Source organism: Pedobacter gandavensis, assembly GCF_032678465.1.
In the GTDB taxonomy this organism is placed as follows: domain Bacteria; phylum Bacteroidota; class Bacteroidia; order Sphingobacteriales; family Sphingobacteriaceae; genus Pedobacter; species Pedobacter gandavensis_B.
On sequence record NZ_JAVTSK010000006.1, the window covers coordinates 229,372 to 247,849 of the forward strand.

The 18,478-nt window shown below is 40.3% G+C and carries 12 protein-coding genes; 10 read left to right on the plus strand and 2 right to left on the minus strand.

Translation table 11 applies throughout. From position 1 onward, the window contains the following. Positions 1 to 12: 12 nt before the first annotated feature. From R2Q94_RS13090 to R2Q94_RS13135, 10 genes are all read left to right on the plus strand, one after another. Positions 13 to 312 (plus strand): PAAR domain-containing protein, encoded by a 300-nt coding sequence (locus tag R2Q94_RS13090; protein ID WP_316821915.1) that lies wholly within the window; start codon positions 13 to 15, stop codon positions 310 to 312. Between the two features lie 14 nt (positions 313 to 326). Beyond that, a complete protein-coding gene (locus tag R2Q94_RS13095) occupies positions 327 to 755 on the plus strand; it encodes a GPW/gp25 family protein (protein ID WP_316821916.1) in 429 nt (142 codons plus the stop codon). 4 nt (positions 756 to 759) lie between these two features. Then, positions 760 to 4,392, plus strand: a complete 3,633-nt coding sequence (locus tag R2Q94_RS13100; protein ID WP_316821917.1) for a hypothetical protein — start codon at positions 760 to 762, stop codon at positions 4,390 to 4,392. Beyond that, a complete protein-coding gene (locus R2Q94_RS13105) occupies positions 4,389 to 6,770 on the plus strand; it encodes a hypothetical protein (RefSeq protein ID WP_316821918.1) in 2,382 nt (793 codons plus the stop codon). Before R2Q94_RS13100 ends, R2Q94_RS13105 begins: the two co-directional genes overlap by 4 nt. Then, positions 6,709 to 9,567: a contractile injection system tape measure protein gene (locus R2Q94_RS13110; RefSeq protein WP_316821919.1), complete on the plus strand. Its 2,859-nt coding sequence runs from the start codon at positions 6,709 to 6,711 to the stop codon at positions 9,565 to 9,567. The genes R2Q94_RS13105 and R2Q94_RS13110 overlap by 62 nt, the downstream gene beginning before the upstream one ends. Before the next feature lie 53 nt (positions 9,568 to 9,620). Continuing rightward, positions 9,621 to 11,693, plus strand: coding sequence for a hypothetical protein (locus R2Q94_RS13115; RefSeq protein WP_316821920.1), 2,073 nt, complete (start codon positions 9,621 to 9,623; stop codon positions 11,691 to 11,693). Between the two features lie 44 nt (positions 11,694 to 11,737). Next, positions 11,738 to 12,553: a hypothetical protein gene (locus R2Q94_RS13120; protein WP_316821921.1), complete on the plus strand. Its 816-nt coding sequence runs from the start codon at positions 11,738 to 11,740 to the stop codon at positions 12,551 to 12,553. A gap of 69 nt (positions 12,554 to 12,622) precedes the next feature. After that, positions 12,623 to 13,543, plus strand: a complete 921-nt coding sequence (locus tag R2Q94_RS13125) for a hypothetical protein (RefSeq protein ID WP_316821922.1) — start codon at positions 12,623 to 12,625, stop codon at positions 13,541 to 13,543. After that, positions 13,533 to 14,888, plus strand: a complete 1,356-nt coding sequence (locus R2Q94_RS13130) for an ATP-binding protein (RefSeq protein WP_316821923.1) — start codon at positions 13,533 to 13,535, stop codon at positions 14,886 to 14,888. The genes R2Q94_RS13125 and R2Q94_RS13130 overlap by 11 nt, the downstream gene beginning before the upstream one ends. A gap of 133 nt (positions 14,889 to 15,021) precedes the next feature. Further along, positions 15,022 to 16,377 carry a hypothetical protein gene (locus R2Q94_RS13135; protein WP_316821924.1) on the plus strand — a complete coding sequence of 452 codons (1,356 nt, stop codon included), beginning with the start codon at positions 15,022 to 15,024 and terminating at the stop codon, positions 16,375 to 16,377. Positions 16,378 to 16,619: 242 nt separating this feature from the next. On the opposite strand, the gene R2Q94_RS13140 is transcribed toward R2Q94_RS13135, so the two are convergent. Together R2Q94_RS13140 and R2Q94_RS13145 are read right to left on the minus strand one after the other, a co-directional pair. Further along, the gene (locus R2Q94_RS13140) at positions 16,620 to 17,291 is read right to left on the minus strand and encodes a LytTR family DNA-binding domain-containing protein (RefSeq protein WP_316821925.1); all 672 of its coding nucleotides are present in this window, start codon (positions 17,289 to 17,291) and stop codon (positions 16,620 to 16,622) included. Continuing rightward, positions 17,291 to 18,355, minus strand: coding sequence for a sensor histidine kinase (locus tag R2Q94_RS13145; protein WP_316821926.1), 1,065 nt, complete (start codon positions 18,353 to 18,355; stop codon positions 17,291 to 17,293). Before R2Q94_RS13145 ends, R2Q94_RS13140 begins: the two co-directional genes overlap by 1 nt. Between the last annotated feature and the right edge of the window lie 123 nt (positions 18,356 to 18,478).

The window sequence follows — 18,478 nt, forward strand, 5'->3', positions numbered from 1 at the left end:
AAAAACAACTATATGCCACCAGCAGCAAGATTAACTGATTTTCATGTTTGCCCTATGGTAAATCCAGGTCCAGTGCCAACACCACATGTTGGGGGACCAGTTATAGGGCCTGGCCAACCGACCGTATTAATTGGAGGTCTTCCTGCCGCAACAGTAGGTGATATGCTCATGTGTGTGGGACCTCCGGATAGCATTGTAAAGGGTTCTGCAACGGTGTTGATTGGCGGAATGCCGGCAGCAAGAATGGGGGATTCAACTGCCCATGGAGGGGTTATTATGGTTGGCGCATTAAATGTCCAGATAGGTGGTTAGTCATCAAAAGAAATATGGAAAAAGAATTAAGTAAAGCAGATCATCATTTTCTAGGATCAGGATGGGCTTTTCCAGTCACCTTTTCTATCGGAAATCATCAATTGAACCTCAGTGCTTACGAAGAAAATATCAATGAATCGATTGATATTATTCTGCAGACCAGGAATGGAGAACGCTGTATGGAGGGAGGTTTTGGAGGAGGCTTACAGCAGTTTCTCTTCAAAAAAATGGATGAAACGTTAAAGGGTGAGATCGCGGAAGCGGTAACTTATGCCTTGATGTATAATGAACCTAGAATTACAGTAACCGCTGTTGATGTACAGTTTAGAGATGTAAGAGGTGGGGTTGTAGAAATCTTACTGAGTTATTTCTACAACCTTACCAATACCAGGCACAACTATGTTTTTCCCTTTTATATCAATGAGGGAACTAATTTAATTTGAGCATATGAAGTTCGTTAATCAGCATAGTCTATTAAATTCGCTTTATGACGCACTTACACCAGACGCTGCCCTGATTGATGGGAGAACGGAGGAAGACTGGCTTCGGTTTTTGTCGGAGTTTGCTACGTTGATTAATTTCTATGACCTGGATAATTCGCTGAATGGGAGCTGGGAGCCCTTTTTGTTAAAGGATCCTGTTTTTTTGATGGCAGCGATTTCTGGAGCCAATTATACAAAAATGTATGCGCTTTATTTGAATACCTGCTATAAACTGGAACAGCTTTTAGGAATAGGTGGGGGAAATGAGGATTTGGCACACTCTTTTAATCAACTTTTTGATCAGCTGATTAACAACTTTCTTAAGATCAAACAGTGGTACAATTACATGGCGAACTCGAAAGTCGACTATCCACTTAAAACCTATGTGGCGACGCAGATCAGGACTACTTTTGGAAATGAGCTACAAGCCATTCTTTCTTTACGTAAGGAGCTGTTCAGGTCTGGGCTGATTGTTGGTTTTGCTTCCGTAGATCCTGCTGTGCTTGAGGAATTCTCAGGTTACAAGTCAAGGATCTGGAGGGAAGGCGCATATAGTGGACACTATTGGGAACTCTTGGGATTAACCTCTATTAAAGATAATTCCATTAATGATATTTTTAAGGCCTTAAGCCATGTAGCTGAGGCTTTGTTTAATTTTTTAAAAGTAATTATTACACAGGCCAAAATAGAGTATAGCCGGTTGCTGAAGTTAAAAAGCAGCTTTCCTGATACTACGCTATTACGCAGCTTTATTCATCTGCTAAAGGTTCAGCAAGCTCAGTTAAATGGAATTGCAGATCATCATCTCCGTTTTTACTACAGGGATGTTCTAATGCAGACTGAACGGAAGGCCGTTGCAGATCGTGCTTATTTAGTGGCTACTTTGACCGCCAAAGATGCGCTTGTTAGTTTGCCTGTGGCTACACTTTTTGATGCAGGATTAGATGCAGAGCGGCATCCGATTCTATTTGAAAGTACTGAAGAGGTGGTTCTGAATCCGGCAGCCATCCCTATGGCCTATACCTTGTCGAGAGTACCGGCCTCAAATGAGCTTTCCATTCTTCAATTATTAAGCATCAGTGATCCAGGTGTACTACAAAAAGATGAAGAAGGGAAGATTATGAGTTGGAATACAATGGGTAGCCATGAGCCTGATCCTGCCGCTCAAAAGCCACTAGGTATTGCGTTTGCTTCGCCAATGCTGTTACTGAGAGAGGGAACAAGGAATATTAAAATCTGTCTGAATTATACCGGCACAGTAAATTTGAACATGATACAGGGTGCACAGTGCTACCTGAGTACAACAACTGATTGGTTAGAGGTAACTGCGGAACTTACACTTGAAGAAACAACTGATCTGTCTGGGATCATTATTACGATTGCGTTAAAAAGTACAGATCCGGCAATTGAACGGTTTTTGGAGCATCCGGATGGCATTGACAGTTCCTGGCCGATGTTTAAACTGATTTTTAATCAGGTTACTGAACCAAAGGTGGCCGTTCCGGTATTACAGGCCATGAAAATCGAGGTCAGTGTTACCGATATGGAAACCTTTCAATTGTATAATGATTACGGTGCATTGAGCAGTAAAGTAAGCTATCCACTATTCGGGCCTACGCCTGAAAAAGGGAGTAATTTTATACTGGGCAGTAACGAGATCTTTAGTAAACCTGTGGAATCTTTAAATATCGAGTTGAATTGGGCTACACTGCCACAGCCGCCAGATTTCTCCATCTATTACCAGGCTTATAATTTATACCTGAATAAAGGACTTACCGTTACAAAAACGCCGGATTCCTGTTGGTTGAAGAATATTTTTAGCAACAAGAATACAGAGGTGCCGGCGACTGACATAGTGAATAAACCTTATAATAATACTTGTTTTGTGGTCGACTTTCAGGTGTTGGATGAAAAGAACTGGGAGTCAGTTGCATTTGATTCAAATTTGCTTTTTAGTCCGGATGGCGAAGGCCTTAGTAGCCAGAGTACTTATAGTTCCAATGCGATTCCGCTTAATGCATGTGATCCTTTCTTGCAAAATCAGCCCATGAAATTTACGGAGACTAGTACCGGGGGCTTCCTAAAGATGGAGCTGACTGGTCCCGACTATGGTTTTGGAACTACAATTTATCCCAATGTAGTATCGGCAGTTACTTTATGTAATTCGCAGATCCTATACAATAACGAAGATCAGCCCTTTTTTGAGCAGGCACAGTTGCCTTATACGCCGAAATTAAAAAGCTTTACCGGATGCTATGCCGCTTCGGCTCAGTATGTATTTAATCAGGAAACAGGGCTTGTGGATACCATCGACTCGTACCCTGTACAGGCGTTTTTATATACCCCTTTTACAAATTATTTGGTTTATGATAATTTGAATGAGGTTCCAGCACAAAAGGATACGATTGGTGATTCGGGAAGTGTGATAAGCGATGCATCAGGTATCCCCTTGTATGCCTCCTTTAATTATGATGGTTTTCTTTATTTGGCCATAGATAATTTGATCCCTGCTAGCAGCTTTAATATTTATTTTGAGCTGGCCAGAACGCATGTCAGCGGAAATGTTGAATTGCCTCAGGTGGAGTACTATTATTTAGGTAATGAAGGTTGGGCAGCGCTGGCTGTATTGTCTGATGGCACCCATAACCTGAGTTCATCAGGAATAGTCAGTTTAAACATTCCCGCAGACATCAGTTTAGAAAGTTCGCTAATGCCTAAAGGTTGCTATTGGATCGCCATTGTTGCCAACGACATTTCCCATGTGGCCGCCACGGTTTTATTAAGTACCAATGGGATAAGCGTACAACGTGCAACTGCTGATCCAGATATGGCTGCTCAACCCAATATCCCTGCGGGGACAATTACCCGGACAAAAATGCCATTTTCGAAAATCAGTAGCATTATACAACCTTTTCCTTCCTTTGGTAAAAGGGCAGCAGAAGATTTCAGGACAATGAACAGGAGGGTTAGTCACCGCTTGAAAACAAAAGATCGGGCAGTCAGTGCAACTGATTATGTGGTGTTGATTAAACAGGGATTTGAGGTCGTTTTTGATGCGGTTGTTAATTTCAATCCGCTTCAAAAAACGACAAATGTATATGTCGTAAAGTCTGTAGATCACTGGACGGTAGCACATGCCTTTATTCCAATGCTTAGTGTTGATGAGGAAGCGCAAATAAAGTTGTTTTTACAAAAAAGAACTTCCGCTTTTTCATTGCTGCGGGTAATGAATCCTGAATTTCAGAAGGTAGTAGTTTATGCGACCATCAGTATTCAGCCAGGTTATGAATTTTCCTTGGTTCAGCAGCAGGTAATGCAGGCATTGAATATTTATCTCTCTCCATGGATTAGAGACCCTGGACTACAGGTTACCATTTATGAGGACATTAGTGATGTGCAAATAGCTTCTTTTATCAAAACGATAGAGGGAGTGGAGGCTGTAGAGAGGGTGTGTTTTAAAACCTGGATGTATCATTCGGATTTTACTGAAATTCCGGAAAACCTGGAAGCCATACCATTAGTTACGCCCTTGATTAAATCAGCATTGTTTATTTCTAATATGATCCATGAGATCAGCCTTAATCCTTCTGCTAAATGAGTATAAATCATGTGATTGTTGATCATCCCTTGCCAGTCAATCAGGATTACCGTGCATTGAAGGATATGGGACTTGCTTATATCCAGATGCATAGCGGACAGGAATGGAGTAATCTGAATAATGTTGATCCTGGGGTAACTATCCTGGAGCAGGTTTGTTATGCGCTCTCTGAACTCGGTTATTGTACTGATTTTTCAGTCGCCGATATTTTGACCGGGCCAAAAGGAGATTTAATACTGAAGGATCAGTTCTATTTACCGGAAGAAATCTTGACGACTACCCCCGTCACTATAGATGATTATCGGAAATGCCTTATTGATGGCTTGTCTGGGCTAGCTAATGCAGTGATTCTTGCCCTACCATGTCCGAATGGTAGTGGAAACGGTATCTATCAGGTTTATCTTATGCCTTATCCTTCGCTGACCGCAGAAGAGCGGGAAATGCTTTGCAAGTCTGCCTATGTTTACCTGAACAAATGGAGAAATCTGGGAGAGCGCTTTTTGCTCCCGGTTTGTCTGGAGGATGATTTGTATACTATTGCAGGTAGAATAGAAATCAATGATGAAGCACAGCTCAACAGGATATTGATCGCATTGCAACAGCAGGTTCAACAGGCTATATTTCCATCGGTTGAGCCTTTGGGTTATGATACGTTGACGCTTGAGGGCATCCCAGCGGATGAGATTTTTAATGGTCCCTTATTACAGCATGGCTGGATTCCCACTTCCGCATTAGGGGAAAAGAAAGACGAGTTGCAATTGATCAGATTGAAACAACAAATCCTGAGCGTTCCTGGGGTAATTGAAGTTCGCAATTTATTGTTTGCTCAACATCCCTTAGTACAAGAAATTCAAACGAGCAGTACTCAATTGTTGCGGATTGATTGGATAGCCTCTTTAGGGGCTGGTCTGGATATTTATTGCAAAGAGAAAAAGCTGAACACAGCCAGTCATTTACGCTCTCTTTCTGTCAGCCGACAAAAAGCAATGGACCCAGGGCCGATATTTGGAGCAGCAGCAAATGTCCGCACAAGTTTGCCAAAAGGGAAATTCAGGGATATCAATTCCTATTATTCTATTCAAAATACCTTTCCGGAAATCTTTGCTGTAGGAGAAGACACAACGGTAGATTGTGCTACAGATTTTCAAATTGCGCAATCGCGACAGCTGAAGGGGTATTTGACCTTGTTTGATCAGGTTCTGGCCAATCAATTTGCCCAGTTGGCGAATCTGGGAACCTTGTTTTCTTTTAAAAATGCAGTTACTGGAACACCATCCGACCAGTCGACTTTTTATGACAATATAAGTCGGCCGGAACAAACACCATCCGAATATCCGGTTCCTTATCTTGCATTTACAGCTACCTACTTTTATCAGTCGCTATATTCAGTTCCACACATTAGACCTATACTCAAAGACAATGATATTTACAATTTCAGCAGGAGTAATGAAAGCGAAAAAGAACGGGAATATCAGAGTTGGATAGCCTATAAACAAGATCCATATAATGCCTATATAAAAGGATTAATGGACATTATGGTCGAGGATCAGAGTAACCTGACCAGGAGAAATAACATGTTGGATCATTTGCTCGCACGCCATGGAGAATCACCTCTTTTGATCAATACCATTCTTCAGGGGTCTTATTATGTTGGAGAAAGTATAAAGGATCAACTGATTTTTAAAAGTATTTATTTGCAGAATTTAGGCTTGTTTTCTTATTTCAGAACTAAGGCCTACAACTATGTCGAAGCAAAAAAAATAGCTGCCTATTTTAGTGATGTTCCGCATGACTTTGAGCGCCAGATTATGGGCAGCAATACTCATGATTTTATATTTGATTCGGAGAAAGTGGATCGGATGGAGGAACTAACAGCGGATGCCTTTGTCAATTACTGTGCTTTGGAGTTGAAGCTGAGCTTGCTTTTTGGATTGAAAACTTTATATCGTGATTTTATTGCAAACTATCTTGAAAAATTAAGCAGGGCCAGAGATTTAAAGTTAGCCATGTGGATGATCATGGAGCGTAGAGGTCTGCTGGTTATTGAAACGGGGCTGTTATTTCCGGACCATGAAATTCCATCGGGTATAGCACAGGTGATGCTGATTTTTCCAGCATTTATTCCGCAACTGCAGACTGAGGCATTTATGGAAAGACTAACCTTGTTTATGGAGGAGACGATGCCCGTACAGGTTTCTTATTGCTGTTATTTTTTGATTCCTAGTGTGTTAGAGATACTGATCATTGCTTATGCGGAATGGCACAACAGCCTGATCCATTCAAAGCGCAGCGGAGTTACGGAAAATTCCTTGCCTAATGCTGCTGATCTTCTTAGCGTTATTCATCAAATTCATCAAGAAAGTTATGCGTCAAAATAGTCATCATCTCATATCCAGGTTAAGGTGGGATACTTTATTTGATAATAAGGCCCAGGGTGTGGCACTTCAAGAGCGGCTAAGCGACTGGACTGGCTTCCAGATGCAGCAGGAACTAAGCGCTGTTTTTGATAAATTTTGTCCGCCGGAACAAACCTGGAGGATCCAGTCTTTAGAATTGGATCTGGGGACAATAGACTTTGATCATCTGGAAACGGAACTGACCATTAAACTTCGTCAGCAATTGAACGAAAAGCTCATTTCCTTGATGCTCTATTCACATCAATATGGTAGCGATATAGAGATTCTGGATGAAAAAAGATCCCATATACAGTTGATCCGGTATTTCTTATGGCATGGTTTATTGCCCTGGAATTATCAGGCTAACGATGGTTCTGTGAATCAGATCCTGACTGTACAGTTGCAGAATAATCAGGAGGAGTTACTGTTCATGTTAAAGGAATCAGGGTTAAATGCCCTACAGGTTAGGCGACGGATGGCCTGGCAGTTCAACGAACCGAATATGATCAGAATTATCACCGCCATTGAACCCAATGTGGCTGGGCAGATTATTCTGTTTTCAAATGAACTGACTAAAATTCAGCAAATGGAAAGGGTGGTACAGGTTAGTAGTACTACTGATTTTAAAAAAAATGTATGGTTTTGGGTATTGAACTACTTGCTCACAGAACGTGGAACTGTATTTAACAGGATCCAGTTTATGAAAAGCAATATCATTCAAATGGCAGCTCATTACAATATGAAATACGATCAGCTGTTTGAGCTCATTGAACTTTCTGTTTCAAAACTCAGCAGCAGTTTGAGTCTGCAACCCGATTTTATCATTACCCTGCAACTCCTATCTAAAGAAAATAGGGCTTACAAAAAAAAGAAGGTCAGTCCGGCGGAGGAAGTGGAGGATCATTGGTTGGCATTGGAAACGTTATTTCTAGATCAAACCCTGAGAAGGAATGCAGGAAATGTGGTGCGGTTTAATGACCTGGTTGCTGTGCTTTCGAATCAGGATCGAGTACGTTTCAGAACTCTGATGGTAGCTTTTGAAAACCGTGCTGAATTTTGGTTGATATTGATCAACGATTTGTCGGACCATAGCCTGAAAATGATGTTTAGTACCCTTAACGACAACAGGTCCGTTATTCTAACGGAGAGTATCTTCTTTTTGAACCGTTTACTGGGATCCGTTATGCAGGCTTCGGAGCGGAACGCGCTTTGGCATACAGGCTTGATTTTTCTGCTGGCGCATAAAAATGAGTCTTTTAATGAGACTGCCTTTGTTCATGTACTGGTTGCTGTTTTAGCTCAGAAAAAACAACGCTCTACCATGGTTTTGTTAGACCAGTTATTGGTCGCAGAAATCCCCAGCTCCATAAAAATATTACGTTATACCACAATTTACCGTACGCTGGTTAGTGTGTTTAAGATGGAGATTTCGAAGATGCCTGGTCCTCAGTTTAAAAAGCACCTGCATCAGTTGATGGAGCAGTTTCACTTGCAGGTAAGAGGAGGTGGCAAAAATCGAAAGCGCTTTGAAACCCTGAAAAATATATTAGAAAATTACTTCATATTCCAACCAAAAGTCTTTATGGAAGCACTAAAAACGACACCTTATCAACAAAGTCTTGAATTGTTTCTTCCAGAGGCTGTTTCAGGTAAAAAACATACCTTTATCAACCTTGCTGATGGTATTCACCGGAGTATAAATCAGAAAAAAACGGGGAGAAAGGAATTACAGAAAACAAAAGAATGGTTGGATGAGATGCTGCTTCAACCTGAGCAGTTTCTCGATTTTGTAAAAAAGGAGGTGATTGCGGAACCCCAATTACTTTGGCTCTACCAGCAGATCAACTTTGAAAGACTACTGAAGATGATTGGCAGTCAGCATCAAGCTCCTCAACCTATTTTGTCGGTTTTAGGACAATTTTATTATGTATTGGGTTTAGTTTCATTAAGCGGAATTTCTTCTGGAGAAATGCAGTTGCTATTGTTTAAAAAGGTGATCAGAGCCTGGACTTCAGGTAATTGGAAATTGATTGCTGCGGAAAATATTTGGAATGAAATGATATGGGAAGTATGTAGTAAAAAAGGGGTATCTAAAACGGACTTTCTTAGGGGTATGAATGTTCAAAATAGGATGTTACCTCCCGTGTTACAGCTGACCTTAGAATCCCTCCAGACTCAGGATCGTTTAGCTGCTCCATCTGATCAAGGTTCCGGATCAAAAAAAACGCTTCCAAAAGTAGGGCTGCCTGTTATAGGAAAAAATGACCTTATTAAAGAGCCTATACCTGTTAAAAATGCTGGCCTGGTCTTGCTCAATAATTATATCTCTTTGCTTTTAACTCGTTTGGAGCTGGTTCAGGGTGGGGATTTTTGTAATACCGAAAGCCAGGTAACCGCAGTACATTATCTACAATATTTGGTGACTGGGCAAAGTCATACGGAAGAATTCTTTTTGCCACTCAATAAGGTACTATGCGGTGTAGCTTTATCACAACCGGTACCGGAAGGCATCCATATGTCTAAAGTTCAGCAAGAGTTAATAGAAGGTCTAATTATGGCAGCTTTAAGCCATTGGCCATCCATTGGAAAAAGTTCAGTAGATGGATTTAGAGGAAACTGGCTGGTTAGAGATGGCCTGCTTATAGAGAAAGAAGACCGTTGGGAGCTGATCGTGGAGAAACGGGCATATGACCTGTTGATTCAGAAATCACCATTTTCATTTTCAGTGATCAGGTACTCCTGGATGGATAAACCGCTTCATGTGATCTGGCCTTATTAGAATGAAAAAGAAGAAATCAGTATAAATCAATTTAATGAACTAAGACCTAAATTATGAACTCTTACAATGAAAACCTACATTCCGCTATCGTAAGCTCTTTACAGAGCCTGGATACTGAGGAACAAAGTCTGGAGTCGCAGGTAAATGCAGCGATGTTTACGCTCTATCACTCGGAAGGTGCAGTCATCACGGCAGAACAGAACCTGGCTGCGGCAAAAGACATCTTTAAATCTAAATCTATCACACAGACTGAGACGGTAAAAGCCAGCAATGCGACCACCAATCTACTCAATTGTGTTACTCAGGCTAACCAATATGTTAAGCAGTCGACCACCAACGTAGCGGTTTGTGCTGCTAATGTTCAGATTTCTGCAAATGCTATTGTTCGTTTGGCGAGTGATATAAGTAGCATTTATAGCATTGTGAATGCCGCAGATTTTGACAGCGACATTTATTTGCTGGCGCGTGATGCTGCTGAGTTAATGAATGAAACTGCCTACGATGCAGAACTGGCTTCACAAAAGGCGATGGAAGCGTCGATGTTTACTGCAGAGGTTTCCAGTTCAACCGTACTTGATATGGCTAAAGCGACCAGCTCATTGATGAGTTCTGTGTTAAAAATCAGCACTGCTGATTTTGATGCATCTTCACAAGCAATTGTGACAGACAGTACTTTAGTTTCTACAGTTAGGTCTACGGAAAAATTGGATGAAGGCTCGCTGGAAATGGTCAGTATTGCTTATCATGCGACTACTTCAGCATATGCTTTGACCAATAGAGAACTAAATCTTGATTTGACTGTGACCACCTCCAAAAATGATGCACTTGAATTTACGGTTGATTTTAACACCATTAAGAACCCATTTCCAATAGAAAAATCACATCAAAGTCCGATGTTTCCGGTAGCGAAGTATTCGATTATCGTGGTTAAAGATCGGAAAAAGCAAACCTTCTCGATCTCTAATGCAGAGAACTTATTGTTAACGAAAGGAGGAGAGGTGATTGGTTTAGCGCCTACAGATAATCACCACATCAGACAGGTGGTAAATGTATACAGCAGCCTTTCAGAAAGTAAGGAAGTTGTAGTCTCGGTAGATTCGGACAATGATCCTATTGAATTAGGGAAAAGCTATGTGGTTTTTGTTCTGGCCGTTTTTAGCGATGAATATAAGAGAAAGACCGGTAGTTACGACGATTATTTATCCGCGCCATCTCAACCATTTACCTTAGCAACCAGATTGGAATCTATTCCTGGTCAGGCGATAACGGTGAAGCCTTATGTTAAAGGCGATTTGACGGATGAGGAAAGCAAACTGGAAGAAGAGTTTAGAGCCGAGCAGCTTAATAATATTGTTGACGCTACGGATGGAGATACACTGATTAATTACAATTATGTAATGAAGTTTCAAAGCAAAGAAAATTCAGATATAGCGCTGGAATACAGGTGTATGTTGTTGCCTTTTAGTCTAGATGTTTCTGATAAATTACTGACTGTTGAGTCACTTAACTTTTTAATCCAGAATGAAATTGCAAGAATGGAGGTTGCTGAAGCTCAGTTTGATCCTGAGATTACCCGGTTGGAGGAGGAGATTTATACGGAAGAACTTAAGTTGGATTTGTTGAATAAAGAATATGATGCCCTGGCTAAGGTACTGGATAATTTAGCAGGTTCTGGAGCACTTAGAGAGGAAACTACAGCCAGGATTGACGCTTTAAAAGCAGAGCAAAAGGCTAAACAGTCTCAATTAAAGGGATTGAAGAAAGATCAGGATGGCAAGATTAATCTGCTGAAATTCTTAAAAGAACAAGAAACTGAAAACTCGGAATTGGTACCAACGGTAGCCTCTGCCAAACCAGGCTTCCTTTTTAATGTGGCGATCGCCGAGCAGGTTTATGCAGATAGTTATACTGTGGCTAAGAAGGTGCCTGTAGGGAAAGATAGTGATCCGACGCAATGGATTGCCTTTTTTGGGCCAGACACGACTGATAACTTCGGCAACCGGTTAAATGATAATGAAAAATACCTGCCGGTAGTTCTTTCTTATTCCAAGGCAGCAGCGGAAAATGAAGCTGCTTTTGTGAATGTCTTATCAGTGATGGCTGATACCGATTATTTTCCAGTTTAAACTTTTATTATTCAATAATTTACATTATGAAATCCCCTCAAACAATGAGATATACATCAATTATCCAGGAGCGCCATAAGCGACATGGTATTACTGAATTCAAAAAAAATGAATTGGATGCTTTAACGATACAGGTCACAAATGCGCAGGAAAAGGTGGCACAATACCAATCTATTGTGAATTCTTTAACCACAAAATCTACTGACCTGCAGGGCTTTTTCGCTACCGCTACTAATAATAAAACTCAGGCTTATACGAACAAAATGCTGGTTGATCAGCTGGTATTAAGTGCTGCAGACCTTCAAAGGAATTCTGATATCGCCTTTAATGAAATGTCTAAGGCTAATTTGGCGATGAAAACCTTAACCGTTAACGTCAATTCGGTGATGAGTAAATTGATCTATACTGCGGATGTAATCAATAAACTGGCAACTTTGGTGCTGAGGAAAAAGGCGATGAATCCGCTGATTTCTGACGAGCTGGTGAGTATGATTAGCACGGCAGGGACAGATGCGAACAATGCAGTAGCGGTAACGCTAATCTCGCTTCAAAGCTCCTTTCTGGCACAAGCGACAGAGATGGAAGCTGAAACGGCAATAGGGTTAGCGTATACGCAATCTATCGCCTTAACTAAACTGCTTACAGGATCTTTTAAAGAGGGGAATCCAAACTCATTACAAAGTATTTTTTATCAGGCGTATAAGGATGCTAGTGTAAACTATACTTTAATAGAAGCAGCCAATTTCAGAACGAGCAAACAATTGGGCGCAGCTAAGGCACAGCTCAATACCGCACAAGTGAAACTTAAATCATTACAATCTGGTTTAGCGGCAGCCAATGCGGCAGCTTTAGCTTCTTAAATTGAATAAATTATTGTCCACCGTTTCTATGGTATAGGTACGGTGGATTTAAGCTCTTAATTTTTGCATATGGAAAATGTGTATAGGAATTTTTACCGGAACTTCTACAAGCGTACAAATGGTTTTATCCCTGTAGCACCATTCGGTCAGACTGTTTATCCGGGAGATTTTTTCCAGATCAGGAATGGTCAGATGATTGTTCTTGGGAATATTTTCAGGAAACAGGTGATTGAAGCTCATGACGTTGAAATCGGCTATCACCATCAGCTAAACCCGGCAGGATGGAACTTTAGTGATGGGCTAAGCAAACCTTATTCTGGCCGTGGAAGCGGTCTAGGGCCTATTGCAGGAGAATTTGAATTTAGCAAGCAAATCCTGGCTTTTGCTGCAAGGGGTAGTTTTATTTTCAAGGCCAGCGAGCCGGAATCGGTCAGAATTCTTAACTGGAATGATATACAACAGACGCTGATCATTAGGATGACGCAAACTTTTTATTCGTTCAGAGAAGTATATATAGTTACTGAAACGGCAACTGCCGCAGGTTGGACATTGGCTATTGCCGGCGCAAGTCAGGCTGAGCTGGAAATTGCTACAGATATGGAGAATTTTGGATTGGTGGACTTGTTTGGTCAGCAGTCTTCAAGAACAATACAGTCCAGAGACATTGAATTCTATCAAAGAGAGGAACTGAGAAAATCTTCCTTTTTCAAAGCGAAGAAATTGGTGATGAGGGAAGAAAAGTTAGAAAACTTAGTAAGTGATTTGATGTTGGAGTGGCAGGATCATAATGAATGGGCAAGGAGATTTTATGCCTATAATTTTCATTACGATCAACATTATCGGACAGGTATGGGGGGTATTTCGGAGCTGAATACCATGGATTTACTTCCTCCAAATGTGCTCAACCCCAACACGGCACTTCTTTATTTTAAATGGGTAGATGCGAGTCTTGAGGAAGTAGAAAAACTATTTTCAGCTGATGGGGAATAATATAGCACTATCGGTACTGAGGCATGAGATGGACTGGTTATCAGCGGTGATTAAACAATGCATGATTAGTTATTTTTTACAGGAAGGGCATGAAAAACAATGGACAGCTATTCCGTTACCGGATTTGTCTTTGGTTGATTGTCCATATGCGGATTTGGTTAGGAAATGGGAGCTGGATATATATTCGAGACTGGCGATTGCGTTAAGCATGGCGCCGCACCTTTGTCCGCATACCCTGGATCTTTTTTTTACCAAAAACCAATTGCAGGACCGTAGTTTTACCGAGTTTGGAGGATTGGTTGCCAAAGAGCACAACGGCTTTTTACCTACTGGTAACACCCTATGTTTTTTGATGACCATCCATCGTCCGGAGCTTCGCTATCTAGTCATGGATTTATTGGGGAATGGAAGTATTCTGATCAAAGAGGGGGTACTTAGTCTTGCTGAAACTGCGCCTAATTTACCCTGGTTTAATGGGCAGTTGATATTAAGCAGGAGCTGGTTTGATTATTTCCTCAGTGGAGAAAGGCAAATGGAGCAGAATAGTGCTTCATTTCCTGCGCAGCAGATTGACACTGCGATGGAATGGGAAGACATCGTACTCGATCGTTTGGTGTTAGAACAGTTGAACGAAATCACTTCCTGGCTAAAGTATGGAGATATCCTTATGAAAGATTGGGGGTTAAATAAGCAACTTAAGCCAGGATACCGGGCCTTGTTTTATGGGCCACCAGGTACTGGTAAAACCTTAACGGCAACACTGATTGGTAAAACAACTGGTCGTAGGACATACAAAATAGACTTGTCATTGATTGTTTCCAAATATATTGGTGAAACGGAAAAGAACCTCTCCAGGATTTTTGATCTAGCCAGTGATCAAAATTGGATTTTGTTTTTTGACGAAGCAGATGCTTTATTTGGAAAGCGAAGCACAGCAGATTCTGCAAATGATAGGCATGCCAACCAGCAAACGGCTTATCTATTGCAACGGATTGAGGATTTTCCAGGCGTAGTGATTCTGGCTACTAACCTCAAGGCGAATATGGATGAAGCTTTTGCAAGAAGATTTCAATCGATCATTCATTTTACGATGCCATCTACTGAGGAGCGCTATGCACTTTGGCAGAAAGCTTTTTCCGGTATTTGTAGGCTGGATGAAAAGATAGACCTAAATGCCATTGCTGAAGAATATCAGTTAACGGGCGGTGCTATTATCAATGTTTTGCGATTTTGTGCTTTGGAGGTTGTCCGTAGAAATGATACCGTAGTTAGCCTACAAGAGTTGTTGACAGGGATTAAAAGAGAGTTTAAAAAGGAGAACCGAACCCTGATCAGTTCAGGATGAGGTTGTTCTTGTAAAGTTTTAATCATGATTTGTGCTATAATTCTGCTCCAGGGTTTTGCAGGAGCTGGTCTATATATAGTTTAGGCATTGAAATCTTATTCCCGTCTAATTAGAAACTTTTAAAAAGTAAACAATGAATTCGTACGTCGAGAAAACAGAGGAAAATAGAATTCAAGTAGTATCCCATACATTTACCAAAAAAAGGAAAACTAGTGCAGTTGATTTGAGTTTAACAGATCGCCACCCAGTGAATGTTGCACAAATGCAGGTACAAGAAATAGCAAACAACAGCCCACAGGTACAAAAAGCTAAGCAATTACAAGCGGCGGCAAATACCTATTCTGCTTTGCTTGTTCCAAACCAAGGTATTGAGAAAGCAGAATTAATACCAGATGAACATTTGCATCAAGAGCAGACTGATCGGGCGCCGCGGTTAACGCGTTCGAACAGCATTGATAGGCAAGGATTGCCATTGGCAATTTCGGAAAGGAATACTAGCAGTACGGCGTTGAGTAGAACAGAAATGAAAGACTTCAGCGTGATCGCTGTTTTTTCACGAGAAGCCTTTGAAAATTTCGGAATAAAGTGGAAGGACAGAATGAATGACGAACCTTCAGAACTCGCCACCATGAGCTCGAAGAAAGAGATTAGTGATGAAGATGCAACAAAATTACTTTCGCTCCAATCCAGAACTGATTTAGGTACTGATTTTCAAGCCCAGGTACAGGCCTTACTGGAAAATAAAACAAGCCCACATGTCATTGCCGTAATTGAGGGTAAAGAAGAAATGTCTTCCCTTTCTGTGAAGACCAAAGTTGGAGATGATCTCATAGATGTTCCTTATACTCACATTACTTATATACAGGGTAAGAATACGAAAGGTTCTAATGACAATAAACAGAGCATGAGTGTTTACGTAAGGGACGATATGACAAGTGTATACAGTTTTTCTAAAGAAAAGATCATACATGATGGTGGTAAAGAAATAAATGCAGTAGGCGTGAATTACGCTACCTCAGATGGCCTGAAGTACAGGTCGCTCGTTGTTCATATTCCCAATGAATTTATCAAAACCGGAGTTGACCGGAGCAAAACGCATGCGTCATTCCAGAATTATGCCAGAAATGAGCGTGATAATTCAAGTCCGGTTATAGTAACAAGCTATTTTGGCGATACAAATTATGCATCCGAAATGGAGCCCTATTCATCTCCTTCTATGGGTGGCCATTCGTCAAATGGCAGGACTTTAAGTCCGCAAAGTAGCGGCGCCCAAAATGAAACTCACTTTATGCAAAGTGTGCCTTTGAATGAAGGCCGATTGGATCATAGTGTATTACAACCCTCGGCATTGAATTATGTATTTATCAATCCGAACGCAGCCAGCAGGGAAGCTACGGATCATCCTAGCATCATGCAATACGTCGCCCACGCTGGCGAATTAGTAGGGAAAGTCGATACGGATGCGCTGAGGCCTTTGGAATATGTGTAATCTGATCAGTCTAATTGAGATTACTATTTAAAGCTTTTGACTTTAGGTATGCGTTTAGCCTTCATAAAGTTGAAGAAGTTTCTACCGTATCTGATGCGCTAATATAAAATGTAGAAGAAAAAAACGAATAGGTTATTGACTGCAGTCCTACGAACAGTACTGGATAATATGGATACTTTCTACGAAACCATTAAAATTATAACAGCTATTGATAGTTATCGTTATGAAACAGACATGGGGTTTCAACAAACTAAACTCAAATTTGTCTTATATAGTTTTCCGATAGGGATAGTCTCATCCCCAATCTGTAGCTGTGATTTACTGATGTTCCTAATCTTGTTTTTATTAACTAGATAGGAGCGATGTATTCTTAGGAATTTCTCATCAGGTAAAACTTCAATTAGATTCTTCATGGTCATGTGAGTCATATGCCGTCCAGCTACAGTATGCAACAAAATGTAATCTTTTACTGATTGTGCATATAAAATATCACAATGATCTATTTTCAGTAATTTCCCGGATACTTTAAAATAGGTATAATCACGTATTTCAATAATCGGTAGGGGTTGGAGTTTAAGAAGCTTCGTTAGGCTTTTATCAAAGCGCTCTTTTGTAATTGGCTTAAGCAGATAATCAATAGCCTCCAAATCATAACTTGATGCTGCATATTCAGAAAAGGCGGTGGTAAAAATTACAGCCGGAGGGTTTTTAAGTGATTTCAAAAAATCGATTCCATTTAAACCCGGCATTTTTACATCTAAAAATAGTAGATCAATTTGTTGTTGATGTAGTATTTCAAAGGCTTCGAACGCAGTACTACATTTTTTATACAAACTTAGCTGATCATTAGCATATATATATTCTTCCAGGATATCCTGTGCCAATGGTTCATCATCAACAATTAAGCAATTCATCATTTCATTTCTAAGGTTAAGCTCACTTGATAAATTTTTCCATCATTCTGTATTTCCAAGTTATGATTTTTTGGATAGAGGATTGTTAATCTTTTTTTAACATTGACCAGTCCAATTCCCCCTGTATTTTGGTATGTTTTTGAAATGCTGTTATGTACTTCTAATGTTAACTCTTTTCTGGTTTTGCAGATTATGATGTTTACAAAACCTTCGTTTTCTTCTTCTTGAACGCCATGCTTAAATGCATTTTCTATAAATGGCAATAATAACAAGGGGCTTATCTTGCTTTCATCGACTATTCCCTGGGTATCGAAATTTATAGTGATGGCAGAGCGGTAACGAATATTTTCAACTTCTACATAATTTTTAATAAATTTTACCTCTTCTTTTAATGAAACCCATTTCTCATCAGCCTTATAAAGAATATAGCGCATCATCTCTGCTAGTTTAGCTACTAACGGCGCAGTATTCTTATCCTGCTTCAATGCCAAACTATAAATATTATTCAAGGTGTTAAAAAAGAAATGGGGCTGCAATTGAGCTTTTAAATAGGTTAACTCAGAAATGAGTTGTTGTTCCTTGAGCGTTTTTAGCTGTTCGTTTTGTTTGGCAGCGTGGATGAAATAGGCTAAAAATCCAATCCCACAAAGCTGTCCAATCATATAGCTAATCGTAAATCCCAACCGTTTTAAATGATACCATTTTATGGCGTCACTGCGTATGCTATCAGAAAGAAAATCCAGGTGCGAGATCAGTAAATGGGCTGCCTTTTTATAAAAAAAATGAAAGACCAAGAATAGCAAAATCATAGCTAAGAACGCCCATAATTTATTTTTTTTTAAAGTGTACTGTAATGCACGATAAAATAGCAGAAATGCAATGACATCACAGGTGCCATAAACCCACACAAATTCCAATTCCTGAGCTGAGATTCCTGTATAATGATTCTCCCAGAAATTATACTCAAAACTGGATAGTAAGCTTTTACCATAAAAATACACTAAGAAGAAAACGATTTCAATTTTAGTGTATTTAGAAAGTTTGCAAATCAGGCCTGGAGACATGGCATCAAGATAAAGATTATATAATAATTCGAAATTAGTCAAACTAGTTTTTCGACTAAACTGCGCTTTTTCTCGACTAAAGTTAATTTAATGTATCGGACGAATTAATCTGGGCCTTAGTCT